At 71.1% G+C, this 23,940-nt stretch carries 22 protein-coding genes; 3 read left to right on the top strand and 19 right to left on the bottom strand.

From position 1 onward, the window contains the following. Nucleotides 1–197: 197 nt before the first annotated feature. Genes AB0E24_RS05395 through AB0E24_RS05380 form a run of 4 tightly spaced genes read right to left on the bottom strand, consistent with a single transcriptional unit; the run spans nucleotide 198 to nucleotide 5,840 of the window. Nucleotides 198–1,448, bottom strand: a complete 1,251-nt coding sequence (locus tag AB0E24_RS05395) for an NAD(P)/FAD-dependent oxidoreductase (protein WP_359374995.1) — start codon at nucleotides 1,446–1,448, stop codon at nucleotides 198–200. Next, on the bottom strand, nucleotides 1,445–2,881 hold the full coding sequence (locus AB0E24_RS05390; protein ID WP_069869422.1) for an NAD(P)/FAD-dependent oxidoreductase: 1,437 nt from the start codon (nucleotides 2,879–2,881) through the stop codon (nucleotides 1,445–1,447). The genes AB0E24_RS05395 and AB0E24_RS05390 overlap by 4 nt, the downstream gene beginning before the upstream one ends. Continuing rightward, a complete protein-coding gene (locus tag AB0E24_RS05385) occupies nucleotides 2,878–4,311 on the bottom strand; it encodes an FGGY family carbohydrate kinase (RefSeq protein WP_359374994.1) in 1,434 nt (477 codons plus the stop codon). Before AB0E24_RS05385 ends, AB0E24_RS05390 begins: the two co-directional genes overlap by 4 nt. Beyond that, nucleotides 4,308–5,840 (bottom strand): APC family permease, encoded by a 1,533-nt coding sequence (locus AB0E24_RS05380; protein ID WP_206331111.1) that lies wholly within the window; start codon nucleotides 5,838–5,840, stop codon nucleotides 4,308–4,310. The genes AB0E24_RS05385 and AB0E24_RS05380 overlap by 4 nt, the downstream gene beginning before the upstream one ends. Nucleotides 5,841–6,285: 445 nt before the next feature. Here AB0E24_RS05380 and AB0E24_RS05375 point away from each other — a divergent pair, with 445 nt between their 5' ends. After that, nucleotides 6,286–7,047: a DeoR/GlpR family DNA-binding transcription regulator gene (locus AB0E24_RS05375; RefSeq protein WP_069869425.1), complete on the top strand. Its 762-nt coding sequence runs from the start codon at nucleotides 6,286–6,288 to the stop codon at nucleotides 7,045–7,047. A gap of 22 nt (nucleotides 7,048–7,069) precedes the next feature. Here the strand turns inward: AB0E24_RS05375 and AB0E24_RS05370 are convergent, their stop codons facing one another. The 3 genes from AB0E24_RS05370 to AB0E24_RS05360 are packed head-to-tail and all read right to left on the bottom strand — an operon-like array spanning nucleotide 7,070 to nucleotide 10,900. Further along, on the bottom strand, nucleotides 7,070–8,521 hold the full coding sequence (locus tag AB0E24_RS05370; RefSeq protein ID WP_359374993.1) for a carboxylesterase/lipase family protein: 1,452 nt from the start codon (nucleotides 8,519–8,521) through the stop codon (nucleotides 7,070–7,072). Further along, on the bottom strand, nucleotides 8,518–9,567 hold the full coding sequence (locus AB0E24_RS05365; RefSeq protein ID WP_359374992.1) for an alpha/beta fold hydrolase: 1,050 nt from the start codon (nucleotides 9,565–9,567) through the stop codon (nucleotides 8,518–8,520). Before AB0E24_RS05365 ends, AB0E24_RS05370 begins: the two co-directional genes overlap by 4 nt. Before the next feature lie 43 nt (nucleotides 9,568–9,610). Beyond that, nucleotides 9,611–10,900: an esterase/lipase family protein gene (locus AB0E24_RS05360; RefSeq protein WP_359374991.1), complete on the bottom strand. Its 1,290-nt coding sequence runs from the start codon at nucleotides 10,898–10,900 to the stop codon at nucleotides 9,611–9,613. A 371-nt stretch (nucleotides 10,901–11,271) separates the two neighbouring features. Here AB0E24_RS05360 and AB0E24_RS05355 point away from each other — a divergent pair, with 371 nt between their 5' ends. Both AB0E24_RS05355 and AB0E24_RS05350 read left to right on the top strand, forming a co-directional pair. After that, nucleotides 11,272–11,610: a hypothetical protein gene (locus AB0E24_RS05355; RefSeq protein ID WP_359374990.1), complete on the top strand. Its 339-nt coding sequence runs from the start codon at nucleotides 11,272–11,274 to the stop codon at nucleotides 11,608–11,610. Between the two features lie 23 nt (nucleotides 11,611–11,633). Then, on the top strand, nucleotides 11,634–11,930 hold the full coding sequence (locus AB0E24_RS05350) for a hypothetical protein (RefSeq protein ID WP_359374989.1): 297 nt from the start codon (nucleotides 11,634–11,636) through the stop codon (nucleotides 11,928–11,930). Nucleotides 11,931–12,121: 191 nt separating this feature from the next. Here the strand turns inward: AB0E24_RS05350 and AB0E24_RS05345 are convergent, their stop codons facing one another. From AB0E24_RS05345 to AB0E24_RS05290, 12 genes are all read right to left on the bottom strand, one after another. Continuing rightward, nucleotides 12,122–13,342 carry an alpha-D-ribose 1-methylphosphonate 5-triphosphate diphosphatase gene (locus AB0E24_RS05345; RefSeq protein ID WP_359374988.1) on the bottom strand — a complete coding sequence of 407 codons (1,221 nt, stop codon included), beginning with the start codon at nucleotides 13,340–13,342 and terminating at the stop codon, nucleotides 12,122–12,124. Beyond that, nucleotides 13,339–14,157, bottom strand: a complete 819-nt coding sequence (locus AB0E24_RS05340) for an ATP-binding cassette domain-containing protein (protein WP_359374987.1) — start codon at nucleotides 14,155–14,157, stop codon at nucleotides 13,339–13,341. The genes AB0E24_RS05345 and AB0E24_RS05340 overlap by 4 nt, the downstream gene beginning before the upstream one ends. 5 nt (nucleotides 14,158–14,162) lie before the next feature. Continuing rightward, on the bottom strand, nucleotides 14,163–15,023 hold the full coding sequence (locus AB0E24_RS05335) for an ATP-binding cassette domain-containing protein (RefSeq protein WP_147969169.1): 861 nt from the start codon (nucleotides 15,021–15,023) through the stop codon (nucleotides 14,163–14,165). After that, nucleotides 15,020–16,000: an alpha-D-ribose 1-methylphosphonate 5-phosphate C-P-lyase PhnJ gene (locus tag AB0E24_RS05330; protein ID WP_232636026.1), complete on the bottom strand. Its 981-nt coding sequence runs from the start codon at nucleotides 15,998–16,000 to the stop codon at nucleotides 15,020–15,022. Before AB0E24_RS05330 ends, AB0E24_RS05335 begins: the two co-directional genes overlap by 4 nt. Continuing rightward, nucleotides 15,997–17,082 (bottom strand): carbon-phosphorus lyase complex subunit PhnI, encoded by a 1,086-nt coding sequence (locus AB0E24_RS05325; protein WP_359374986.1) that lies wholly within the window; start codon nucleotides 17,080–17,082, stop codon nucleotides 15,997–15,999. The genes AB0E24_RS05330 and AB0E24_RS05325 overlap by 4 nt, the downstream gene beginning before the upstream one ends. Next, nucleotides 17,079–18,158 carry a carbon-phosphorus lyase complex subunit PhnI gene (locus tag AB0E24_RS05320; protein ID WP_359374985.1) on the bottom strand — a complete coding sequence of 360 codons (1,080 nt, stop codon included), beginning with the start codon at nucleotides 18,156–18,158 and terminating at the stop codon, nucleotides 17,079–17,081. The genes AB0E24_RS05325 and AB0E24_RS05320 overlap by 4 nt, the downstream gene beginning before the upstream one ends. A gap of 1 nt (nucleotide 18,159) precedes the next feature. Further along, entirely contained in the window at nucleotides 18,160–18,831 is a 672-nt protein-coding gene (gene phnH / locus AB0E24_RS05315) for a phosphonate C-P lyase system protein PhnH (protein ID WP_069869436.1), read from the bottom strand. Continuing rightward, nucleotides 18,828–19,268 carry a phosphonate C-P lyase system protein PhnG gene (phnG, locus tag AB0E24_RS05310; protein WP_359374984.1) on the bottom strand — a complete coding sequence of 147 codons (441 nt, stop codon included), beginning with the start codon at nucleotides 19,266–19,268 and terminating at the stop codon, nucleotides 18,828–18,830. The genes phnH and phnG overlap by 4 nt, the downstream gene beginning before the upstream one ends. 112 nt (nucleotides 19,269–19,380) lie before the next feature. Next, complete coding sequence (locus AB0E24_RS05305) at nucleotides 19,381–20,100, bottom strand: GntR family transcriptional regulator (RefSeq protein ID WP_202819307.1); 720 nt, start codon at nucleotides 20,098–20,100, stop codon at nucleotides 19,381–19,383. 224 nt (nucleotides 20,101–20,324) lie between these two features. Next, a complete protein-coding gene (gene phnE, locus AB0E24_RS05300; RefSeq protein ID WP_246623010.1) occupies nucleotides 20,325–22,127 on the bottom strand; it encodes a phosphonate ABC transporter, permease protein PhnE in 1,803 nt (600 codons plus the stop codon). 3 nt (nucleotides 22,128–22,130) lie between these two features. Further along, a complete protein-coding gene (gene phnC, locus AB0E24_RS05295) occupies nucleotides 22,131–22,988 on the bottom strand; it encodes a phosphonate ABC transporter ATP-binding protein (protein WP_147965964.1) in 858 nt (285 codons plus the stop codon). Then, the gene (locus tag AB0E24_RS05290; RefSeq protein ID WP_359374983.1) at nucleotides 22,985–23,926 is read right to left on the bottom strand and encodes a phosphate/phosphite/phosphonate ABC transporter substrate-binding protein; all 942 of its coding nucleotides are present in this window, start codon (nucleotides 23,924–23,926) and stop codon (nucleotides 22,985–22,987) included. The genes phnC and AB0E24_RS05290 overlap by 4 nt, the downstream gene beginning before the upstream one ends. Between the last annotated feature and the right edge of the window lie 14 nt (nucleotides 23,927–23,940).

The raw sequence follows: 23,940 nt of genomic DNA, 5'->3' as shown, positions 1-23,940 counted from the left end.
GCGGCGGAGCCGCACATCGACACAGCCCCGCGCCCCTGCGGGGCGCCACCGAACCGAAGCCGCATTCCGCCGATCCGCTTAGTCCCGAACGGGCGACGGGCGATCACCTCGGAAGGCCCCTTTGCACGCGCGTGCTCGAGGGCCACCGGTGAGCTATGAGAACTACCGCTGCTCCACCAACCGCCAGGGCGGTGAGTTCACAGGCTGATCTGGACGGGACCCGCTGCCTGGGAAACCCCGTCCAGCAGGCTGGAGGGGACGCGGAATACGCGCCCGGGGGAGGCGGGCCAGGGCAGGGTACGGCGTGCGATGGCCCGACCGTCCTGACGGACGGTCACCTTGGGGAAGCGGACGTACTCGTCGGTCCACAACAGCAGTCGGCCGCGGGCGGGTGCGGGGTCGTCGGGCCGCAGGATCTGCGGTGCGATCCAGCGGAAGGGTGCGCTGACGGTGAGCCGGACACCGGCTGCGGACCGGCGTTCGCCGTGCAGGTGGTTGATGACCTGTTGGGCGACGTGTTTACCGTCGAGCGCCGCGATGTCGGCGGTGTCGACGGGGTGGAGGAGATTGCCGGCTGCGAAGACCCCGGGGCGGCTGGTGCGCAGGGCACTGTCGGTAAGGGGACCGAGAGTGCCTTCGTCGAGGGTGATGCCCGCGGCGCGGGCGAGTTCGTGGTCGGGGATCCAATCGCCGGTGAAGACGATGGTGTCGCATTCGATGGTGCGGCGCTTGCCGGTGTCGAGGTGTTCGATCTCGACGGCCTGGCAACGGCCCTTGCCGATGACCTGGGTGACGCGGCTGCGGGTGGCGACGGGGACGCGCAGAACGGCGCGACCGGCGGCGTTGAACGCGGCGTAGGACTCGGCTTTCGGGTATCGGCTGATCATGAGTGCGGGTGTGCAGCCTGCCTCGCGGAGGGTGAGGGCCGCGGACCAGCTGACCAGTTCGCCGCCGACGATGACGGCTCGCTTGCCGACGGGCTGGTGGTGAAGGTGGACGAGGTTTTGGAGTTGTCCGGTGGTGTAGACGCCGTGGGGGCGGTCACCGGGGATACGGCGTGCGGTGCGGGGCCGTTCGCGGGCGCCGGTGGCCAGCACGATGGCCCGGGGGCGGATCTGGTAGCGGCCTTGGGGGCTGGTGACCTCCACGGTGTGATCGTCCGCCCAGCCGGTGACCATGGTGTTGGTACGGATCTCGGCTCCGGCCCTGGCGGCCTGGTCCACGAGGTGGCGGGCGTAGGCGGGACCGGACATCACGCGGTGCAGGTCACGTATGCCGTAGCCGGTGTGATCGCTGTGACGGGGGATGCCGCCGGCCTCCTGTTCACGGTCGACGACGAGGTTGTGCCCGGCACGGCGGGCGGAGAGTTCGGAGGCCGCGGTGAGCCCTGCGGGACCGCCTCCGATGATGAGGACATCGGGTTCGAGCAGTGACAGGTGGTCGGTCATCGGTCGTCCTTGTGCTGGCTGCGGCAGCCGTCGTGGGGCTGATGTTGGGTGCGCAGGGCGGCGATCGCCGCGCCGCAGAAGAAGCCCTGGCAGCGGCCGTTCATGGCGCGGGTGCGGCGGCGCAGTCCTTCGAGGCTGCGCGCGGGCAGGGGTGCGTGGCAGGCGTCACGGATCTCGCCTTCGGTGACGCGCTCACAGAAGCAGACGATGGTGCCGTAGGCGGGGTCCTGGGCGATGAGGTCCGCGTCCTGGTAGGGCCGGGTGCCCGCTTCCCCGATGTTCGGCATCCGGGGCGGGTCGGGCAGGCCGGTGCGGGTTCGCAGGGGCATTCCGGCCTTCTCCAGGAGACCGCGGACGTGCTCGGCGATCGCGATCCCGGCGGTCAGTCCGGTGGAGCGGATGCCGCCGACGAGGAGGTAGCGCTGCTCGGGGGTGGCCTCGATGAGGTAGTCGGGGTGGTCTATGGCGGCGCGTAGCCCGGCATAGCTGGCGGTGACCTCCTCGGTGAGCAGGCTCGGCATGAGGCGCTCGCCTTTGTCGAGGAGGAAGTCATAGCCGTCCTCGGAGGTGGCGGTGTTGGTGCGGTCGGCGAGGTCCTCGGCGGTGGGGCCGAGCATGATGTTGCCGTAGATGGTCGGGGAGATGAGCACACCCTTGCCCCGGGAGGAGGGGACCGGCAGGACGATCTTGTTTGCCTTGGGGCGGGCGAGCTTGTCGAAGACGAACAGTTCGCCGCGGCGGGGGGTGACCGTGAAACGTTCGTGGCCGAAGAGCCGGTCGATGTGGTCGGCGCCGAGCCCGGCGGCGTTGACGACCCAGTGGGCTCGGACCTCGCCGGCCTCGGTGTACAGCGTGGTTGTGTCGTCGGCTTGGTCGACGCCGGTCACGGCGTGTTCGAGCAGGATGGTGGTGCCCCGCTGCTGGGCGTCGGTGGCCAGGGCGAGGCTGGTGGTCCAGGTGCAGATGATGGATTCGTCGGGGACGGTCAGGCCGCCGCGCACGCCGTCGCCGAGGTCGGGCAGCAGACGGTACACCTCGTCGGCGTCGATGATGCGGCAGTGCTCGTACCCGTTGGCCTCGGCCTTGTCCTTCAGGCCGGGCAGGGCATCGGTCTCTTCCTCGTTCCAGGCCACCAGCACGGCGCCGGTGTGCTCGACGGGGATGCCGGTGGCTTTGGCGTAGGCATTGAGCAGGTGGTAGCCGCGGGCGACGAGCCGGGATTCGAGGGTGCCGGGTTTCGCGTCGAATCCGGTGTGGAGGATCGCGGTGTTGGCTTTGCTGGTTCCGTCGCCGATGTCATCGCGGGCCTCGACCAGTGCCACGGAGACGTCGTAGCCGGACAGTTCACGCGCGATGGCGGAGCCGACGATGCCTCCTCCGATCACCGCGATGTCAAAGACCTCGGGGTGGCGGGGGCGGGGAGTGGCGGTCATGGCTTGTCTCCTTTGGAAGCACAGTCCGTGGCGGCCTGCGCCCATGTGGTGCGGAACTGCTGGGCCCGGTCCTCGGACCAGCGAGGTTCGTATACGGTGCTCGGCTGCCAGTCGCCGACCGCCTCTTCAAGGCTCATGGCGGGGTCCAGGGCGCAGCGGGCGAGGGCGGCAGCGCCGAGGGGGGTGGCATGCGCGTTGGGGTAGATATCGACGGGCATCTGGGCGATGTCGGCCTGGGCCTGCATCAGGGCAGCGGAGTTGGTCAGGCCGCCGTCCGCCCGAAGTCGGTTCAGCGGGCGGCCGACGTCGCAGCCTACGAGGTCGGCCAGCTCGGTGACCTGCGCGGCGATGCCCTGGAGCACGGCGAGGACGAGGTGCTCACGGCGGGTGGCCAACGTCATTCCGCTGAGGGAGGCAGCGGCTTCGGGGGCCCACCGGGGGGCGGCCAGGCCGGCGAAGGCAGGCACGCACAGCACGCCCTCGGCGTCCGCCGCGGCGAGGGAGTCCAGCTCGGTGGCGGACTGGATGAGTCCGAGGTCTTGCAGCCAGCGCACTGCCGAAGCGACGGTGTAAACCTGCCCGTCCACGCAGTACAGGGTCTGTCCGTCTGTCTGCCAGGCCACCGACGTCGTCAGGCCGGCGCTGGAGCGCACGGCGTCGGGACCGGTGTTCGCCAGCAGGAACGCGCCTGTGCCGTAGGTGCACTTGGCGGTCCCCTGTTCCAGGCAGGCTTCTGCGACCAGGGCGGCCTGCTGGTCGACGATCAGTCCGGCCACCGGCGTCTCCTGTCCGAAGGCACGCGTGGTGCCGACGACCTCGTCGCTGGCCACGATGCGCGGCATCCGCTCGCCACCGAGACGGAACATCTCGGCGAGCTGTCCGTCCCACGCGGCGCTGTCCAGATCGAAGATCAGGGAACGGCTGGCTGTGGATGCGTCGGTGACGAACTCGCCCGTCAGGTGGTGCACCAGCCAGGTGTCGGTTGTTGTCACCACGCCGTCGCGGGTCAGGTGGCGGCGCAGCCAGGCCATCTTGGGTGCCGAGAAGTACGGGTCGAGGACGAGTCCGGTGCGCTGGGCGAGAACCTCGCTGTGCTCGGTCAGTTCGGCACAGATGCTCTCCGCTCGTCTGTCCTGCCAGACGATGGCTGGGGACAGAGGCGTTCCGGTGGCTTCGTCCCAGGCCAGGACGGTCTCTCCCTGGTTGGCCAGGGCCACGCCGTCGATCGGACGGCCGGCCATGCTCACGGCACGGCGTCCGGCGGTGAGGACGGAGGCAAGCAGTTCCTGGGGGTTCTGTTCGACGCCTCCGCCGGGGAGGTAGCTGGGACGGATGGCTTCCTCGGCGATGGCGACTGTTCCGTCTTCGGTGTCGATGACGATGGCCTTGGTGCCCGAAGTGCCTTGGTCGATGGCGAGGATCGTGGTCATCGCGCAGTCCCTTCCGCGCCGGCCTCAGCGGATTCGGCGGTGCCGTCCAGGACGCGGTCGATATCGGCCATGTCCGGCATCGTCAGCGCGGCACGGCCGCGCCGGGCGATGAACACGGCCAGGTATACGGCGCCGATCCCGCACAGCACCAGAACGTAGACCCAGGGGCCCCGGAAGGAGGCGTCCCGGAAGATGAGCAGCTCGTACACCAGCCAGACGGTGGCCAGGATGAGGACCGGGACCTCCCACCTGCCCAGGGAGAACCCGCGGGACGGGGGCAGGGAACGTCGCTTGACCGCGTACATCGCCACCGTACCGGCGTAGATGACGGCGGGAAGCAGGGTGGCCGCGGAGAACAGCTGGAAGAGGGCGTCGGCGGAGCGTGAGAACACCGCGAGGATGATCTGGGCGATGGCCATCATGAAGACGGTGGCGTTGAGCGGTGTCGCGGTACGGGGGTGGATGCGCTTGAGCAGACGCCAGCCGGGGAAGCGCTCGTCCCTCGACATCGCGTAGACCAGGCGGGTGCCGCTGAGGGTGATCACCAGTCCGCAGGAGAAGATCGAGATCACGACGAGAACCAGGAGGATCTTCCCGACGACCGAGCCGAGTACAGCGGTGATCACGGTCGCCACGGGGGTGGCCGACTGGGCTGCGCCGCCGATCCGGCCGGCGGCGGCGGTGATGGCGAGCAGGAACAGGAAGCCGAGGACTCCGAGTGAGAGCACGGCCTGGACCATGGCCTTGGGGATGACGCGCGCGGGGTCCTTGGTCTCCTCGGCCAGGTTCGCCGCGGACTCGAAGCCGACGATGGTGAACGCGCCCAGCAGAAAGGCCAGGGCGAAGGGGCCCGCGTGGGTGCCGCCGCCCAGGCCGTAGTAGCCGTGTTCCGGCACGGGCCCGGTTTCGAACAAATGAGCGAAGTCGAGCTTGCCGGTGAAGAAGCCCACCGCGAACAGCAGCACGGTCAGCGCGATCATCCCGATGAGCTGCGCCGTCACGGCCGCGTTGTTGACCCGGTGGGTGGTACGGGTCGAGGCGGCCACCAGTAGTGCCTGTAGCAACACCACGCCAGCCGTGATGACCCAGGCGTTCTGGGTCGTACCGGCGTATTGGAACAGCTCGGGCAGGATGGTGGAGGCGATCGTGTAGTCGACGGCGACCACGACCACGCCGAGGAAGGCGAACGAGATCCACCCCATGATCCAGCCCCACACGGGGCCGACGATCCGGGACACCCACTGGTAGGAGTAGCCGCCGATCGGGATGCGGGCCGCCAGCGCACCGAACACCAGGGCGATGGACAGTTGGCCGATCACCGAGATCGGCCAGGCCCAGATGCCGCGCGGCCCCGAGGTGGCCAGGACCGAACCATAGGTGGTGAAGATGCCGGTGGCGATCGACACGAACCCGAACGCCACCGAGAAGGAGGCGTACCAGCCCAGCTCCCTCGCCATCCCCGGCTGGGGCTCTGCCCCGTTCCGGTCGACTGATCTCGACTCCTGGGAACCTATCTCCGCATGTGCCATGACTCGTTTCCCTGCTTCGGGGTGCCCCCGCCGTCACCGCGGGGAGCCAGTGGATGGATTGAGCGCCGAAGGTGGTCGGCGTGCAGGCACGCCCCGCAGGGATGTGCTGGAGCCTGTCCGTGGAGGCTGGCGGTCGCGCCCACAATGGTGCACGACCCTGACTGCCGGTCGGCAGAGAGATGGGCGCTGACCGTTTCTGTGGACTATTGACCGTCGGCACCTGGAAGTGTGTATCTTTGCCTGTATGCCGTCAAGGGTTCCCTCGAACGCAATGCTTGGGACAGCACACCGGGATGCGGCACCGCAAGCCCCGGGATCCACCGGAATCCGGGTGTACACCGCGCCGTAGCGGTCGTGTACGAGCGAGGGCGGCGGCCGGGGAGACTGCGCCGAGCTTCTAGAATGCAGTCACAGGTCCACAGAAACGGTCACTCGGGAGGTCAGGATGCTCGCTGCGGAGCGTCACCGCAGAATTGTCGCTGAGATCGCCCGCATCAAGTTCGTGACCACCGACGACCTCACGACACTGCTGCGGGTTTCCCACGAGACGATCCGCAGAGACCTCGCGCTGCTCGAGCGGCAGGGTGAACTCGTTCGTGTTCACGGCGGCGCCACCGCCGCACAGACGCCGGTCGGAGAGGAGGCGTCCTTCAGTGAACGAAGCGACGCCTTCGCCGCGGAGAAGCAGACCATCGGCCGGGCGGCGGCAGCTCTCATCGAGCCGAATCAGACGATCGTCATCGACGTCGGCACGACCGCACTGGAAGTGGCCCGCGCCCTGCCGGCCGATCACGTGGGCGTGATCGCGACCCCGTCTCTGCTCGTGGCCGCCGAGGTCAGCACGCGCCCGCGCGCCGAGGTGCTGGTCAGCGGCGGCCGGCTGCGCGGAGGGGATCTGGCCTGTTCCAACGCGCAGGCCGTGGAGTTCTTCAGCAATCTGCGCGCGGACGCCGTCTTCCTGGGATCCGGAGGTCTTGCCCCGTACGGCCTGACCGACTACCACTTGGACGAGGTGGCCACCAAGCGTGTCATGCTGGCGAACGCCTCCCACCGCTATGTGCTGGCCGACTCCAGTAAATTCGGGCGCACCGCCGCACACCGGGTCTGTGAACTGAGCGGTTTCGATACTCTCATCACCGATCAACCGTGTCCGGCTGAGCTGCGCACCGCCCTCATTCAGGCCGGCGGCAGCATCATCGCGGGCTGACCGCCCTCCTCGAGGACAGCCTCTAGCGCACACCTTCCCAGAGTCGGCGTTCCTCTTCTCGCGGGTCGTCCAGCAGGGCGGAATCTTCGGCGAAGAGCCTCGTGGTGCGAGTGGCCGGATCGTATGGCGGCCAGCCGGGGTCGCCGGTCTTCGCGAAGGAGACCCACGCTTGGTGCATCTCGTCCGCGAGGGCCTGGGGCGGGTGGTCACCGAGGATCGGGGCGTACGACGGGTCCCGGAGGCGGTCGAAGACGAAACCCAGTTCCAGGGTGTGGCATGCGCCGAGGCGGGCGCCGAACCGCGGGGAGCGCCAGGCGAATTCGTACATGTACGAGCCCGGGACGGATTCGGCCAGGCGGATGCCGGGGATCCGGTAGAACCAGTCCGTGGCCACCGCGGCCAGGAGCTCGCCGGGGGCGGCGCCGGGGCGGGCGGTGCGGTAGAGGGGGAGTGCCTGGTCCGGGTCCAGACCGTAGGCAACTGTTCCGGCACGAAGCCGCGATGCGGAGACGGTTTCCAGGCGCTGTGTGGGCACCAGGAAGAAGCGGTACTCCTCGCGATTGGCGCCGATCAGGAGGTCGACGCCGCAGCCGGGGCCGGGAAGGGCGAGATCGGCTGCCACCGGTTCGAAGGGCATCATGTTGAGCACCGCCTCGCCCCACAGCGCCGGGTCCGGATGCGCGCCCACTTCGGCGCGGAGCTCGGCCTGGGCCGGTAGAAGGTCGGTGAGGGAGACCGCGGCGAAGGCGTCCGGGGTCGGTTCGATGCCGAGCTTCGAGCTCAGCCGGGAGGCGATCAGGGTCGCCGAGCCGGGGCGCAGGAAGTGGTGGCAGGCGCCGCTCTGGAGGATCGCCCGGCGGAACAGGCCGCGTGCCCGGCCGGTGGACAGCAGGACGCCGATGCTCATCGCGCCCGCCGATTCACCGAAGACGGTCACCTGCTCGGGATCGCCCCCGAAGGCGGCGATGTGGGCGCGGATCCAGCTCAGGGCGGCCACCTGGTCCAGGAGGCCGCGGTTGTCGGGGACGCCGGGCAGGTGCAGGAAACCGTCCGCGCCCAGGCGGTAGTTGAGGGTCACACAGACGACCCCATCGCGGGCGAAGGCGTTGCCGTCGTACGCCGACGCCGAGCCCGCGCCGTTTGAGAAGGCCCCGCCGTGCAGCCACACCATCACCGGCAGACCCGCACCCGGCTCCGGGGCGGGAGTCCAGATGTTGAGGTTCAGGCAGTTCTCACCGGGGATGACATCGTCCGGGACGAGCGCGTCGAAGGGCGGTGCGTAGGGCGCGTGCGGCGAGGTCGGGCCGTAGGCCGTGGCGTCGCGGACTCCGGGCCATGGCTCGGGCGGAGCCGGTGCGCGGAAACGCCGGGGGCCGAAGGGCGGGGCGGCGTAGGGAATGCCCAGGAACGACGCCACGCCGTCCGGGGAAAGAGTGCCACGGACCGCGCCCAGGGCGGTGACGCACACGGTCATGCCGACAGGACCTCCAGCAGTGCCGCGCCGAACTCCTCGGGGCGTTCCAGGTGCACCGCGTGCCCGGCGCCGGGCACGGCGACCTCCCGCACCGTACCGCCCTCGGCCGCGTAACGGTTCAGCACATGACGGGTCTGCGCCACCATCGGCTGGGCGGGGGTCCCGTCCCAGCCCGGCAACGCGCCGATCGCGCCCAGGTGTGCCAGGTCGAACATGGAGGTGTCCGAAACGATGGTGTCGTCCTCGCCGCGGATCCACAGCACCGGCGGCTTGGGACGGACCAGATGCAGCTCGTCGAGGCGGGAGTGGAGCGGGGACAGGCAGTTGAGGATTCCCCGGGTGCCGGGTGCGACGCCCGGCCAGACGGGGGAGGGCACGCTGTCGCCAGGATAGTGGTCGTCGCCGGTCCGCGTGGTGAGCATGGACTCGACGTAGGCGTCCTCGCGCTCAGGGCGCAGCGGCGGCTTGAAGTAGTGGTTCGCGAGGACGGCGCGGGGTGAGAACGGGGAGTCCTCTCCGCGGTCCCCCTCGGCGAGCCGGGCGACGAACTCCGGGCTGGCCGTGCCACCTCCCGAACCCGCTCCGTCCGGGGAGTTGAGGGCTCCGTCCACTCCGTGTGTACCGCCGAAGCCGTACGGGGAGACCGGGTTGACCAGGGTCAGGGAGCGCACCGTGGCCGGGTGGTCGCAGAGGTACCGCATGGCCACGCCTCCACCCATGGACCAGCCCACCAGATGTGCCCTGCCGATCCCGAGGGCCGCGAGCAGCGCGGCGAGGTCGTCGGCGTGGTCGCGCAGTCCGCGTGTGGCGTCGATGGGCAGCGGGTCGGTGCCGCCGAAGCCGCGTAGGTCCGGTGCGATGGGGCGGTAGCGGTCCGGCAACAGGGGCAGGGTGGAGTGCCAGAAGGCCGCGGTGGAGACGTTGCCGTGGAGGAAGACGACCGGTTCGCCCTCGTCGCGGATCTCGGTGAGCTGGACGGTGAGCCGCTCGGTGGGCACGCGGCGGGTGCGGAGGCCGTCCGTGGCGTTCGTGGTGCTCGTGGTCATTTGAGGGTCCTTTACGGGAGCTCCCGGCTCATGGGGAAGCTCGCTACGAGAGCCAGGCGGCGATCTGGGCGGCGGCGGAAGGGTTCCAGCCCAGTTCGAGGTGGTTGGCGCCGACGATGGTGGCCGTGCCGCCGACCGTGGGGATGCCGGTGGTGTCGAGCGCGCTGCTGATGAAGACGACACCATCGCTGGGTCCGCGGTTCTCGTTGAAGATGCCGAGAACGTCGGGGGATCCGCCGGCCAGCAGATAGGTGGTGACGGCGGCGGGTACTCCGGCGTTGTGCAGTGGTTTGATCAGTGAGCCGGCGTCGATGGCGGCCTGGATGCCGCTGCCCGCCGTGTACAGGCCCTGGCCGCCGTAGTAGGTCGTGTACCAGTCCTGCGTGGCGCCGTCGACTCCGTAGACCCCGTCCCAACGGGCCAGCATCTGGCGCTGGCCGGGGTAGTCGTCGTACCCGCCGGAGGGGGTCATTGAGAACTCGGGGTGCGCGGTATACAGCCCGTAGCAGGTCATGTGCGAGTGTGGGGAGGGAGCGTTGACCTTGCCCCCGCACTCGGGCCAGATGGAGAAGTCGTGCGCCCAACCGTGGGCGTAGGGGTAGTCGTAGCCGCCGTTTGGGCCGCCGAGGGTGATGAGCTTGCGTACGTCACCGGCGTAGCCCCGTCCCCAGCTCGGCTTCACGGACGACACATAGGCGCGGGCCGACATCTCGCCCTTGCTCCAGCCGACGAGGTCGACCTTGTCGACACCCAGCCTGGCCTTGATGACGGCGATCGCGTCGCCGACGATCTGCGCCTGCATCAGATTGTCGCCCTGCTTGTGGGCGAAGCCGACGGCGAAGACGCGGTGGCCGCGTGCGGACAGGTATTGCATCAGCCCGGTGGACGGGCAGGAGACGGCGCCGCAGCCGTAGCCGCCCGCCTCGCCCGGATTGGCCCAGGCGCGGTCCGCGGTGTCGTTCGCGCCGTGCACGAGGAGGATGGGCGTGGTCCGGGCGCCGGTGTTCCAGCCGGGGGCCGAGTGGAGCAGGAAGCGGCCGGAGGAAGGGCGGGAGACGCCGCCGAAGTATGTGAGGCGTTGTCCCTCCTGGTCGCCGCGGCCATCCGGGGGGTAGTCCTCGGTGAGGAATCCGGCGGTGGTGTCGAGGTAGCGTTCCACGCGTTCCCAGCCGTTTGTGACGGTACCGCTGCCGTAGTCGGCCTCCTGGAGGAGGTAGGAGGGCGGTTCGGCGGCGGACGCGGTGCCGCCGGTGACCGGAGGCCCGGCCACCGCCGCCAGCAGGAGAGCGAGCAGCAGTCGCCATCGGCCCGCACGGTTTCTTCGGTGTCGCATGTTCCGGCGCCCCCTTGCCCACTGTGTGACCTGACCGCCCCCGCTCGGCGCACACGCTAGGCGGGGGAGACGGGAGAAGACATGGGTGGGAACCCCACAAGGAAGGCGGTCCGTGTGGGGAAGGCGGGGATGGTCCGCCTCGCCGAGCGCGCCCCCTCGGCCGAGTCGGTGGCCGGAGCGGTGTGTGAGTCGTACACCTTCAGTTGGGCGTCCAGACGGCCCATCAGCTCGGTGATGGTGGCGTTGTGTCCGGCCTCGCGCAGCGAATATCTCGAGGATCTCCTCCGGTGTGCGGGTGCGGACGACGTAGCCGCGGGTAGCCCGCTCCACCAGACCATCCTGTTCAAGCCTGATCAGGGCTTCCCGTACGGGTGTGCGCGAGACGCACCGAGGGAGCCATCATCGGCACGGCCGCCGAAGTGGCCGACGGCATGGAGCGGTGGTACACCGAGGGCGCCTGCGACGGGTTCACCGTGGGCGCCGTCCACAGTCCGGGCGCGTTCGAGGACTTCGTCCGTCAGGTGGTTCCCGAACTCCAGCGGCGCGGTGTGCTCCGCACCGAGTACGAGGGCAAGACCCTGCGCGACAACCTGGGACTGGAACGCCCCGCGTCCGGAACGTGGCGCAACCGCCGCTACGGCGCCCGAGCACCGGCTGGTCCGGGCGCGAAGACCCTGTCCTGCCCGTCCGCCCGCCGCCGATGGCCATGAGGGAGACGAGGAGAAGAAGAACGATGCCGACCGCAGGCGACACCGTGAGCATCACCGGCCGGACCACGGACACCCAGGGCCGTTTCCTGGTGACCGCCAGAAGCAACCATGTCGTCTCCGACGCCCGTACGGGACCGGCCGAGGCCGTCCAGGCCGGAGAGCTGCTGCTGTCCGCCCTGGCCTCCTGCTCCCTGAGCAACATCGAGCTCCACGCCCAGGAGCGCGCGTCCGGCCTGCCCGGCGGGCAGGTCCACATCAGCTACGAACGGCCCCGCAGGACCCCACCCGGTACGCCTGTATCCGCCTCGGCCTCCTCCTGAGTGGAGTCACCCAGGAGGAGGCCGAGACTCTGGCCGGACTCTTCGCCGACAGCTGCCCCATCTACAACACTCTGCGCCGGGGCGGCAACGTCGTCATCGCCGTCCGCGCCGAAGCCCCCGCGGACCGAGATCACCGGGCAGGGGAAGAGAGGTGATCGCTGCGAGGGGATGGAGATCCGTCGTGGTCATCGTCACCGCCCCGCAGGGCTGAGCAGTCGGGCCACGGAGACCGGGGTGCCGTCGCCGTCCCGGGACTCCTCGGCGAGCAGGGACATCCGTACGGTGGGCCGACCTCCTTCGGCACTGACCACGACCAGGTCGGCACGGAGCCCCGGGACGAGGGCGCCGCGGTCGGTGAGTCCCGAGGTGCGTGCGGCGCCCGAGGTGATGAGCGCCACCGCGGTGTGCAGCGGGACCACTCCCCGCTCCGCCAGACGCAGGGTGGCGGCCAGCAGCGTGGTGGGCATGTAGTCGCTGGACAGGTTGTCCACCAGGCCCTCGGCGATCAGGGCCTCGGCGCCGACGTTGCCGCTGTGCGAGCCGCCGCGCAGCACATTGGGGGCACCGGCGACGACCGGCATCCCGGCGTCGTGTGCGGCCCGGGCAGCCTCGCGGGTGGTGGGAAACTCGGCGACGGCGGCGCCTGCCGCGCGTACCCCGGCGAGCTCCTCCGCGCTCTCCACGTCGTGGGCGAGCAGCCGGATCCGCCCCGCGCGTACCTCCTGGCCCAGGTGGGCGAGGGTGCGGGCGCGCTGCGAGATGCCGCCGGCGCGCTCGTCGATACGGTGGCGGATGAACCGGTCGGCGTCTTCGGCGGACAGGTGTTCCTGCTGCTGGATGATGGCTCGGTACGCCTCCAGGTTCCGGTACTGGCCCTGGCCGGGCGTGTGGTCCTCGTAGGAGACCAGCGGCGGCACATCGCTGTGCGGCTGCCCGGCGAGGGCCCCCTTGAGGGCGTCCAGCGCGTCGGCGTCGCGGGCGTCGAGGCGGTGCAGCAGCCGGTGGTCGATCAGGCCGACGCCGGACGCGGCCCGCTCCCGTACAGCGGTGGCGAGCGCCAGCGAACGCTCGATGGTGCGGTCCTTCTCGGTGTTGGTCTGGTAGCCGACCGCGTGGTGCATCGTGGTGACGCCCGCCGCCCGGACCCGTCCCTCGAAGCTCAGCACGGCGAAGGTCGCGTCGAACTCCACGGTGGGGCGGGGGCGTTGCTCCTTCTCCAGCGCGTCGCTGTGGGTGTCGATGATGCCCGGCAGCAGCAGCGCGCCGCCGAGGTCGAGGGCTCCGGCCGGGACCGTGCCCGGGGTGGCGGGGGCGACGTCGGTGATCCGGCCGTCCTCGACGACGAGGAGGGCGTCGTCGAGGGTGCGGTCGGGAAGCACGGCGCGGGCGTGGACGAACGCGTGGCGGCTCATCGGGCCACCTCCAGAGGCAGTTTCGGGTTGCGCAGGATCTCCCCGGGGGCGCCGGTGGCCAGCACCCGGCCGCCGCCGAGCACCACCACGCGGGTGGCGAGGCGTTCGATGGCGTCGAGGTCGTGGAAGACGGACAGGACGGCGGTGCCGGTCTCCTCCAGGCGGGCGATCAGATCCAGGACGGCGGCGCGGTTGGCCGGGTCGAGGGCTGAGACGGGCTCGTCGAGCAGCAGCAACCGGGGCGGTGCGATGGTGCCGGCGGCGATGTTGACGCGTTGCTTCTGCCCGCCGGACAGGACGGTGGCGTGCATGTCCCACAGGTGTCCGGCGATGGCGACCTGGCGTAGTGCGGCGGCGGCGGCCTCCCGGGCTTCGGTCCGGTCCATGCCGCGTGCGACGCCGGCCGAGGCGACGATGGAGATCACCGAGCGGCGCGGCTGGGGGCGCAGGAACTGCGAGACGTACCCGATCTCCTGGCCGCGCAGGTCGGCGGCCTCGGCGTCGGGCAGGCCGGCCACGTCGAGGAGTTCACCGCCCGCGGTACGGAACCAGATGTGGCCGGCGCCGGACAGATAGGTGCGGTAGACGCACCGCAAGAGGGTGGACTTGCCGGCCCCTGAGGTGCCGGCGAGTGCGACGTGTTCGCCGGGCCGGACATCGAGGTCGACACCGTGCAGGGCGTCCACGACCCGGCCGTCGATGGTGTGCAGGGTGAAGTCCTTGCGCAGTCCGCGCACCGACAGGACGGTGTCGTCGGGGACGCCGGGGACATCCGCGGGGGTTCCGGGGCGAACGGGGGTCTGTACGGGGGTCACTGTGGTCATCCTCGGGCCGCCGCGACGAGTTGCTGGCTGTAGGGGTGCTGGGGGTCTTCCAGGAGCTGGTCGGTGAGGCCGGACTCGACCACCCGGCCGTGCTTCATGACCAGGACCCTGCGGGTGAGCATGTCGATGACGCCGAAGTCGTGGGAGACGACGACGGCGGCCACTCCGGTCTCCTCCAACAGGCCGCGGAGCAGGTCGAGCACGCCCGCGGCGACCGAGGCGTCGAGCCCGGTGGTCGGCTCGTCCAGGAGCAGCACCGGCGGGTCGTTGGCGAGGGCCTTGGCGATCTGCACTCGCTGGCGCATACCGCCGGAGAAGGTGCGGACCATGTCGTCCATGCGGCTGAGCGGGACCTCGACCCGCTCCAGGAGTTCGGCCGCGCGCTGCCGGATGCCGTCGTAGGAGCGCCAGCCGACGGCGGTGAGCGGGTCGGCGATGTTCCCGCCGGCGGTCACATCCAGGTTCAGGCCGGCCGCCGGGTCCTGGTAGACGGCGGCGATGTCCTTCAGGCGGAGCCGTCGCCGAGCCGAGGGCAGGAGGTCGCACAGGTTGACGGTGCCGTCGCCGACGGAGCGCAGGGCGATGGCGCCGGCGGTGGCCGTCTCATCGCCGGCGACGCAGCGCATCACGGTGGACTTGCCGGAGCCGGACTCGCCGATGATGCCGAGGGCTTCGCCGGGCGCCACGTCGAAGGAGACGTCCCAGGCCGCCACGACCGCGCCGGTCGAGGGTGAGACGGCCGTGCCGTGCTCCGGTCCGGTGCCGGTCAGGGACACGGGCGACGGGTCACCGTAGACGCGGCCGAGGCCGGTCACTTTCAGGGCCCAGGGACGGTCCGGGAGGATGGGGGTGGTCATGCGGTGGTCTCTTCCTCGTCTGCGGTGGTGCGCCGCACTGCCACGCGGGCCAGGTCGATCGGGCGGGCGGCGACGTCGGCGGGGGCGTCGCCGGTACGTCGGCGGGTGCAGAAGTCGGTGTCGGAGCACGACCAGGTGCTGGGCGCACCGTCCTCGCCCGGCTCCTCGACGAGGTAGGTGTCGTCGGAGCCGCAGAGGCGGCACGCGGTGCCCGGGGTGTACTCGACCTCGAAGGGGCGGTCGTCGAAGGTGAGCGGGACGACACGGGTGTGCGGGGGGACGGCGAACAGCCGCTTCTCGCGGCCGGCCGACAGGATGGTGATCGCGTCGGAGTCGTTCATCTTGGGCACGTCCCAGCGTGGGATGGGGCTGGGCGTCATCACGTACCGGCCTTCGACGAGTACCGGGTAGCCGGCGGCCGCCGTGATCAGTCCGTTGTGGACGATGTCCTCGTAGAGCCAGACCCACATCTTGGCGTAGTCCGCCTCGGCGTGCATGCGGCGCTGCTCGTCCATCTCCTGCACGATGCGGAACAACGGTTCGGCGTTGGGCACTTGGAGCACCAGGATCTGCCCGTCGGTGAGCGGCTGCTCGGGGATACGGTGCCGGGACTGGATGATGTCGGCGGCGCGGGTGTCGGTCTCCTCGCTGGAACCGGTGTGCTCGGTGATCAGGCGGCGCAGGTTGGAGGCGTTGACGCCGGCGTCCTCACCCTGGTCGATGACCTTCAGCTGGTGCTCCTCGCAGACCAGCGAGAGGGTGGCCTGTAGACCGCCGGACCCCCAGCCGCGGGCTACCGGCATCTCCCGGGAGCCGTAAGGGACCTGGTAGCCGGGGATGGCGATCCCGCTGAGCATGGCGCGGCGCAGCTCCCGCTTGGACAGCTCGTCGAAGATGCCGGGACGGGGGTCGGGCCCGGCGAGGGCTCCGGCACGGGAGGCGCCGGTGCCGGTGCGGGTCGGGGACAAGGTGTTCATACGGTCTCTCCCGGGGGGTTGGCGTCCTGACCGGCGGCCTCGGCGCGGTCCAGCACCGAGCGGTACTCCACGTGGTGCGGCAGCTTCAGGTGCTGCGCATAGCCGGTGGAGTCCAGGCCGTCGAGAGTGAGCAGGACGTCGTGGTGGAGCTCGGAGGTGGCGTCGTAGTGGACCAGCGCCAGGTCGAGGCCCGCCATGGCGATGGACTTGCGCTCGTTGTGGCCGAAACAGATGCCGTAGCCGACGCCGAGGTGGTGTTGGGCGGCGGCGCTGGGCACGTTGTAGAAGGACTCGACCTCGCTGACCCGCACCTCGGCGACCGTCACCGGCTCACCGGTGTGCGGGTGGGCGATGCGCACCGGCAGCGCGCCGTGCCGCAGTTCGCCGGGGATCTCGTGGTCGGGGCGCCAGTCGCAGCCGTACCACCACAGGTGCACCAGCGAACCGGTGTCGCCTCGCGCCATGGTCTGCAACCACGCCGAGCGCGGGGCACCGGGCCGTGCCGGGCGCCGGGTGATGTCGTAGAGCTCGGGGTCGTCGGGACGCTCGGGGAGCGGGGCGACCAGGCCCATCTCGCGGAGAATGGCCAGGACGTTTCCCGGGACACGTTCGACGGCGGAAGGGTCGGCCGAGTGCTCGTGGTCGTGGTGGAGGTGCCCGTCATCGGCGGGAGCCGGGGACTCGTCGATGACGTGGGCCCGGCCCTCGTCCTCGGGGAGCAGGTCCAGCAGGCGACCGGCGTAGTCCACGGTGCGGCCGAGGATCTGGCCTCCGGGCGGGTTGCGAAAGGCGGAGCTGATCCGGCGCACCACCCGCAGTTCCGAGGTGGCCACCGGGGCGGACACCGCGAGGCGGGGCTGTGCGGCGCGGTGGGCGCGCAGCAGGTGCGCGGCCTCCGCCGGGTCGCCCTCCGCCTGACGCACGGCGCGGGCCGCAAGCTCGGGAGCCCACAGGCCGGCCTCGCTCATCGCCCGGTCCACGGCGAGGTCGAGGCGCTCGGTGAGCTGGTCCAGTTCCAGCCACCCCGGTTCTTCGGCATGGACGGCGGCCGCGGAGGCAGCCGCCGGGGCGGGGGTGATCACAGGCCCTCCTCAGGGTTGGGTGCCTGTAGGGCGCGGAGCCGATCGACGATCGAGCGGAAATCCACGTAGTGCGGGAGTTTGAGGTGTTCGAGGTAGCCGGCCAGCTCAGGTCCGTCCAAAGCGGTCAGCACTCGCTGCTCCAGTCGGTCGGCGGTCTTGTCCCGGTGCACCAGCAGGTCCAGGCCCGCCATGGCGAGTGCCTTGGCCTCGTTGTCGCCGAGGCACAGTCCGTAGCCGATGTCGAAGCGGCTGCCGTCCGGATGGGGCCGGGCGTCGGGTCGGACCGTGCGCGCCTCGCTCACCCGCACACCCGCAACGGTCACCGGAGAGCCGGTGAAGGGGTGGTCGATGCGCAGCGGCAGGTGGCCGCGGCGCAGTTCGAGGGGGATCTCCGGCTGGGCGTTGCGCGGCGCTTGGGCGACCAGGTACCACAGGTGGGTCAGCGAGCCGGTCTCGGCGCGGGTCATCGCGGTCAGCCGGGCCGAGCGCGGGACACCGGGGCGGGCGGGGGCCCGGGTGATGTCGAAGGGCTCCGGGTCGGTGGGGTCACGGCGGTCGGCCAGCAGCCCGGCGGGCGGGAGGCCGACGGGCGGCACGGCTGAATCCGGTGCGACGACGGGCGTTCCGGCGGTGGCGGGCCCGCGCGGTGGTGGTGCCGTGGCGCGGGCGGTGTCCTCGTCGGCGAGGTCGAGGATCCGGGGCGTGTAGTCGTGTGTGGCGCCGAGGATTTGACCGCCGGGCGGATTGCGATACGCCGGGGAGATACGGCGCACCGGGCGTATCGCGGCGGCGGGGACGGGTGAGCTGTAGGCCAGGCGGGGCAGGGTGGAGCGGTGGGCCCGCAGCAGTTGCGCGGCCTCCAGCAGGTCGCCGCGTGACTGCCGGACCGCGCGTGCCGCGAGTTCCGGGGCCCACAGTCCCGCCTCGCCCATCACCCGGTCCACGGCCAGGCCCAGCCGCCCGGTGATCTGGTCCAGTTCCAGCCATCGGCTGGCTCCGCCCAACCGGTCCCGGCGGGCGAGGCGCTCGGCGGCGTGGATGGCCTCCTGGCCGCCCCGTACTCCGGAGTAGCCCATGTCAGTCCTTCCCCGAACGCCGTACCCGAGTGGTGCGCGGCAGCCCGGCCACGGCGCCGTCCGGGGTGGTGAGGAAGAGGTCGACGCCGCGGGGGAACGCCGCGTTGGCAGCCGCGAGTGCCGTGACCGTGTCCGCGGTCAGCCCGCGCACGGTGAGGCGCCGCTGGGTGCCGTCCGGAACACCGGGTCCGGTCAGGAGGAGTTCGGTGTCGTGCGGGCCCTCTCCGCCGAGCGCGTCCACCTGGGCGAAGACGCGGGCGCCGATCTCCGGGTCGAGCGGGGTGCCCCGGTTCAGGGTGGCGATGTCCTCGGGGGAGAGGGGGCGCAGCGCGATCACGGTACGGGCGGCGGGCAGCTCCGCACGCTGGGCGCCGGTCGCGGCGTACACGGCATCCGCCCAGGCCGCGGAGTCCGGGTCGGGATCGGTCAGAACGTGCACCGGGACCTCGACGTCGATCAGTCCGCAGGCGGCGACGGCGGCGGCCGGCGCCGCGTCGGGGACGGCGAGCCGGCGTACGCGGCCGGGCCGGGCGAGGACGTCGAGCAGCGCGGTGAAGTCGAGCTGGGACTGCTGGGGCGTGCGGCGCAGGGCGCGGATGCGCTGCGCGTCCGGGGCGCCGGAGGGCACGCGGTGGGCGGGGGCCAGGGCGGTGCCGGCCGCTCGGTCGGTCATGTCAGCTCCTCGAAGACGACGGTGGTGGCGGTGACGTCGGCCCACTCCGCGGCCTCCTGCGAGGCGTGGCGCTCGGCCACGGCCGCGCACAGGGCGTCGATCTCGGCGGTGGCGGGTCCGCCGACCGCGGCGAGGGCGTCCAGGAGCGCTCCGGAGAGGGCGGCGACCCGGTCGTCGCCGGGCCGCATGCACCAGCCGGGCACGCCGGCCACTTCGACGGAACACTCGGTGACCAGCACTTCGCCGAGGTAGAAGCGGGTCTCCTCGACGGGCTCGCGTACCTGGAGGACGACCATGCCGGTCTCGGGGGACTTCAGGACGGTCGGTTCGGGAATGGTGCCGTCGGCCAGGAGCCGTTCGGCGAGTGGGACGATCTCCTCGTGGGCGGCGGCTGCGAGCAGTTCACAGCGCCGTTCACGAGTCGGTGTCGAAGACACGCGTGTTCTCCTTGTTTCCTTGCAGGGGTCGCCGCGCGTGCGGGGCTTCGCTCGCTGTCGCGGCCGTAGGTGTGTGGCGGGACGCCGGGGACGGCCGCCCCGGCGCGGGCGGTCAGCCGAGGTCGTCGAGTTCGACCACGAGGCGTAGGCCGTCGGGGCGGGACCAGGACTCGCTGCACATCAGGGGAGCTCTGGTGCGGGAGTCCCGGCTCATGCTCTCCAGCAACCAGACCGGCCGGTTGCGCTCGGCCTCCAGCCCCGCGGCCGCCTCGGGCGGGGGCAGCACGCTGCTGACCCGGCACCAGGCGCGCACCGGCACAACGCCGCACATCTGCCGCAGAATCACATCGAGGGACTCCACGGCGCGCACCGCTGAGCCGAGATCGGGCAGCAGGTCCACCGGGATCCACGCCTGGGTCCAGCTGCTGGCCAGGCCGTTGAGGTAGGTCTGCGAGATGAGCAGGTGAGCGGGGCTGCCCTCGCTGCGCTCGAGCCGGTCGGCGTGGTCCCCGCCGAGGCCGACGCGGCGTACGTCCCGCACCACGCGGCGATGCATGCCGCCCGCCTCCTCGACGGTTCGGCTTCCCGACGGGGGCTGGCGTCGCGACAGCAGGTAGTCGATGGGCCGGTTGACGAACGTGCCGGCACCGCGGACCCGCCGCACCAGCAGGCGGCCCTCCAGCTCCTGGAGGGCGGCGCGGGCCGCGGCACGGCTGACGCCGAAGCGCGCGGCGATCTCGTGTTCGCTGGAGACGCGGGTGCCGGCCGGCTGGTCGACGATCTCGGCCGCGAGTACCTCGGCTATCTCTGCGTACCTGCTCTTCTTGGCCACGCCTTCGACTCTGAACCCCGTTGTTGTCCGTACAAGTGTCCCCACACCATCGGTCCCCAGCCCGCAAGTGAACAACAGGAACACTTGTCGTGCCTTTTCAACCGCGGTCCGACGCCATCCGGTGGCGCGGCCGGGTGGGAAAAGCGACGACGGCCCGCTCTGTCTCGGACAGAGCGGGCCGTGTTCGGGTCGGCACGGACCTCTACGGGCCTCAAGGCGCCACGTCAGGCGTATACCTTCCGTACCCATACCGCGAGACCCTCCACCAGCAGCACCACGGCCAGAACCATCAGCACCACGGTGGTCACCACGCCGAACTCCAGGACCCGGGCGGCGTTGAGGAGGTCGTAGCCGATGCCGCCCGCGCCCACGATGCCGAGCAGCGTGGCCGAGCGGATGTTGACATCGAGCTGATACAGCACATGGCCGACCACGGCGGGCCAGGCACGCGGCAGGACGCTTGCGAAGAAGACCTGGCGGCGCCGGGCGCCGGTGGCCAGCAGGGCTCGGACGGGTCCTGGCTCCACTTCCTCCAGGGAGTCGGCCACCAGCTTGCCGAGCAGCCCGATCGAGCCGATGCCCAGGGCCAGTGCCCCGGCCACCGGGCCGAGGCCGGTGACCACGACGAGGACGATGGCCAGGATGAGTTCCGGAACGCCCCGCACGCACAGGATCACCGTCCTGAAGAACCGTGCCACCCGTGGCGATCCCACCACGTTCCCCGCCGCCAGCACGCCCAGCAGCACGGCGGGTACCAGACCGATCAGCGTGCCGGCGAGCGAGATCTGCAACGTGACCCACAGGTCGTCCAGGAGTGTGCCGCCGGTTCCGGCGGTGCCGGGCGGCAGGAAGTCGCCGAGGGTGGGCAGGAAGGAGTCGGCGGCGCGGGTCAGGGCTTGCCAGGAGACGCCGGACCGCACCGCGGAGACCACGACGAGGGCCAGGGCCAGGACCAGCCAGACCGTACGGCGCACCCGTGCTCCGTTCCACGGCGGGCTGGTCCGCGGGCGGGCGGGGGCAGTGCCGCCGCCGCTGGTGACGGCGGTGCGGGACGGGGGGCGTCCGGGCGCGCGGGCCACGGCCGGTCCGGGCGCGCGGGCCACGGCCGGCGGTAGGGCCGCCGCCGTGGCGTTCCGGGCCGCCCGGCCGCGCCACCGCGGGCGGCGGGAGCGGGTGGTCACCTGCGGCAGCAGGGTGCGCCGGACGGCGCCGGAGACCGACTCGAACGCGAAACACGTCAGCAGCACCACGAGCGCGAGGGCCATGGCCCGCTGGTAGTCGAGCCGGTTGACGGCGGTGGCGAGGCTGTAGCCGATGCCGCCGACGCCGACGAAACCGAGCACCACGGAAACGCGCAGGTTGATGTCGAGGCGGTGGAGGGCGGTGGCGACCAGGGAGGGCAGCACTTGGGGGAGTACGGCACCGGTGATCTGCTGGAGACGGCCGGCACCCGCCGCCCTGAGCGCGGTGCGCGGGCCCTCGTCGATCTGCTCGACGGCGTCCGCGGTGAGCTTTCCGACCATGCCGACGGAGTGCATGCCCAGGGCCACGACGCCGGTCATGCCGCCCAGGCCGAACACCCGGAAGGCGGCGATGGCGAAGACGACATCGGGTACGGCGCGGCACAGCACGATCACCGCGCGCGCCACCACCCGACAGGGCGCGCCCAGCGTGGTGTTACGGGCGGCCAGGAGAGCCACCGGCACGCTCAGCACGACCGAGAGGGCGGTGCCCGTGATGACGACGGCCAGGGTCTGCCAGAGCAGGCCGAGCAGTTCCGGCGCGGGTGGGAAGTCCAGGGGCAGCATCCGGCTGGAGAAATCGACGGCGTTGCCCGCGCTGTCGACGAGGGTGGCGATGTTCAGACGCAGGCCGATGAAGGCCCAGATGCCGCCGGACAGGCAGATCAGCAGGGCGAGCCCGGCCGCCATTCCCGGGACACCCGGGCGGGCCAGGGTCCGCCGAGCGGCGGTCGCGCCGGAGGTGGCCGTGGGGGTGAGCGGGGGGCGCTGGTCAAGGGCGGACACGCCTCACCCCGTTTCCGTGGGTGAGGCGACCGTCATGGGGAGGGGTGCGGGATCCGCGCCGACTTCGGTGTACAGCCGCATGACCTCGGCGCGGTCGATGTCACGGGTGGTGAGGTCCATCACCACCCGGCCCTGGCGCAGCCCGATGACGCGGTCGGCCCAGTTCAGGGCCAGATCCACCTGGTGCAGGCTGCACAGGACGGTGAGCCGGCCCTGGTCGGCGATGTCCTTGAGCAGCCGCATGATCTGGGCGGAGGACTCGGGATCGAGCGAGGCCACGGGTTCGTCCGCGAGCAGCAGTTCGGGACGCTGCATCAGGGATCTGGCCACGGCGACGCGCTGCTGCTGGCCGCCGGAGAGGGTGTCGGCCCGCTGGAAGGCGTGTTCGGTGAGGCCGACCCGCCCCAGCCCGTCCAGGGCGCGCTCGCGAATCGCACGGGGGTAGGTGAACAGGCCCAGGCGGGGGCCGCGCAGCGAACCGAGCGCTCCGGTGCAGACGTTCTCCAGGACCGTGAGCCGGCCCACCAGGTGGAACTGCTGGAAGACGAACCCGATACGGCGGCGCAGCTCCCGCAGTCCCGCGTCCCCGGTGCGGGCCAGGTCGGTGCCGAGCACGGTGCCGGTGCCGGAGGTGGGCCGCTGCAAGCCGTTGAGCTGGGCGAGGAGGGTGGACTTCCCGGAGCCGGACAGGCCAAGGAGCGCGACCACCTCGCCGCCCGTGACATCGAAGGAGACCTCGTCGAGGGCGGTCCGGACGTCGGGGCCGCGGCCGAACCGCTTGGTGAGCCCGGTCAGCCGGATCACCGGCCGGGCATGGTCCGCCCCGGCCGGAGTCTCGGCCCGGGTGTCGAGGGCCGTCACGAGCCGGCCTTGCACTGCGGGTCACCGGTGGTGGCGCATACGTCGCGGACAGTCTTGTAGTCGGAGTCCTTGGCCGGGACGTAACCCCAGTAGCCGTAGATGAAGCAGCCGTCGCCCTCGCAGTACCCCTTGGACTTCAGATAGTCGGCGTTGGCCTTCTTGGTGAAGACGTCGGTGAGCTGGCGGCGCAGTTTGCCGCTGAGGTCGGTGGAGACCCCGACCGGGGAGCTGGGGATGAGCGGTGACCTCCACACCACCTTCAGGTCGCCCTTCTTCAGCTTGCCCTTCTGGATCAGCAGCTTGTCGACCATGGTGTTGTCCGCGAAGCCCGCGTCGCAGTCCCCGTGGGCCACCGAGAGCGCGGACGCGTCGTGGCCGCCCGCCATCACCTTGGTGTACGAGCCGACCTTCAGCCCGGCCTTCTTCAGCCCCGCGCGCGGGTACAGATAGCCGGACGTTGAGTTCTCGTCGACGAAGCACACCTTGTGGCCCTTGAAGTCGGACAGACCGCTGATGTCCTTGTTCCCGCCGCGGGTGATGCCGTACGACCAGTAGCCGGGGGTGCCGCCCTTGGTGAGGAGCTGACGGGCGATCGGCTCCACACCCACACCGCTCTTCTTGGCGACCACATACGACAGCGGGCCGTACACCGCGATCTGGGCTTTGTGCGCGCGCTGGGCCTCGATCACGGCGGCGTAGTTCGTCGCCTTCTGGAGCACGACCTTCTTGCCGGTCTCGTCTTCGATCAGCTTGACGAGCGGCTTGTAGTGCTGGGCCGTCGAGCTCGCGTCCTCAGAGGGAATGATCGCCATCGTCAGAGTGCCGGGGTTCGCTCTGCTGGAGGAGGAGTCACCGGCGGCGCTGCTGCCGCAGGCGGTCAGTACCAGCGGCAGCAGGGTGGCCGCGGCGAGTGCGGAAGGGCGCAGGGGACGTGACATGAGGGTGGTCCTTA

It is taken from the genome of Streptomyces malaysiensis subsp. malaysiensis (genome assembly GCF_040653035.1).
In the GTDB taxonomy this organism is placed as follows: domain Bacteria; phylum Actinomycetota; class Actinomycetes; order Streptomycetales; family Streptomycetaceae; genus Streptomyces; species Streptomyces malaysiensis.
This window is presented reverse-complemented; position numbering and strand designations above follow the sequence as displayed.

Bases quoted from the DNA above. Each gene is read 5' to 3' on its own strand.
- AB0E24_RS05395 (WP_359374995.1), bottom strand. From the start codon at position 1,448: ATGACCGACCACCTGTCACTGCTCGAACCCGATGTCCTCATCATCGGA.
- AB0E24_RS05390 (WP_069869422.1), bottom strand. From the start codon at position 2,881: ATGACCGCCACTCCCCGCCCCCGCCACCCCGAGGTCTTTGACATCGCG.
- AB0E24_RS05385 (WP_359374994.1), bottom strand. From the start codon at position 4,311: ATGACCACGATCCTCGCCATCGACCAAGGCACTTCGGGCACCAAGGCC.
- AB0E24_RS05380 (WP_206331111.1), bottom strand. From the start codon at position 5,840: ATGGCACATGCGGAGATAGGTTCCCAGGAGTCGAGATCAGTCGACCGG.
- AB0E24_RS05375 (WP_069869425.1), top strand. From the start codon at position 6,286: ATGCTCGCTGCGGAGCGTCACCGCAGAATTGTCGCTGAGATCGCCCGC.
- AB0E24_RS05370 (WP_359374993.1), bottom strand. From the start codon at position 8,521: ATGACCGTGTGCGTCACCGCCCTGGGCGCGGTCCGTGGCACTCTTTCC.
- AB0E24_RS05365 (WP_359374992.1), bottom strand. From the start codon at position 9,567: ATGACCACGAGCACCACGAACGCCACGGACGGCCTCCGCACCCGCCGC.
- AB0E24_RS05360 (WP_359374991.1), bottom strand. From the start codon at position 10,900: ATGCGACACCGAAGAAACCGTGCGGGCCGATGGCGACTGCTGCTCGCT.
- AB0E24_RS05350 (WP_359374989.1), top strand. From the start codon at position 11,634: ATGCCGACCGCAGGCGACACCGTGAGCATCACCGGCCGGACCACGGAC.
- AB0E24_RS05345 (WP_359374988.1), bottom strand. From the start codon at position 13,342: ATGAGCCGCCACGCGTTCGTCCACGCCCGCGCCGTGCTTCCCGACCGC.
- AB0E24_RS05335 (WP_147969169.1), bottom strand. From the start codon at position 15,023: ATGACCACCCCCATCCTCCCGGACCGTCCCTGGGCCCTGAAAGTGACC.
- AB0E24_RS05330 (WP_232636026.1), bottom strand. From the start codon at position 16,000: ATGAACACCTTGTCCCCGACCCGCACCGGCACCGGCGCCTCCCGTGCC.
- AB0E24_RS05320 (WP_359374985.1), bottom strand. From the start codon at position 18,158: ATGGGCTACTCCGGAGTACGGGGCGGCCAGGAGGCCATCCACGCCGCC.
- phnH (WP_069869436.1), bottom strand. From the start codon at position 18,831: ATGACCGACCGAGCGGCCGGCACCGCCCTGGCCCCCGCCCACCGCGTG.
- AB0E24_RS05290 (WP_359374983.1), bottom strand. From the start codon at position 23,926: ATGTCACGTCCCCTGCGCCCTTCCGCACTCGCCGCGGCCACCCTGCTG.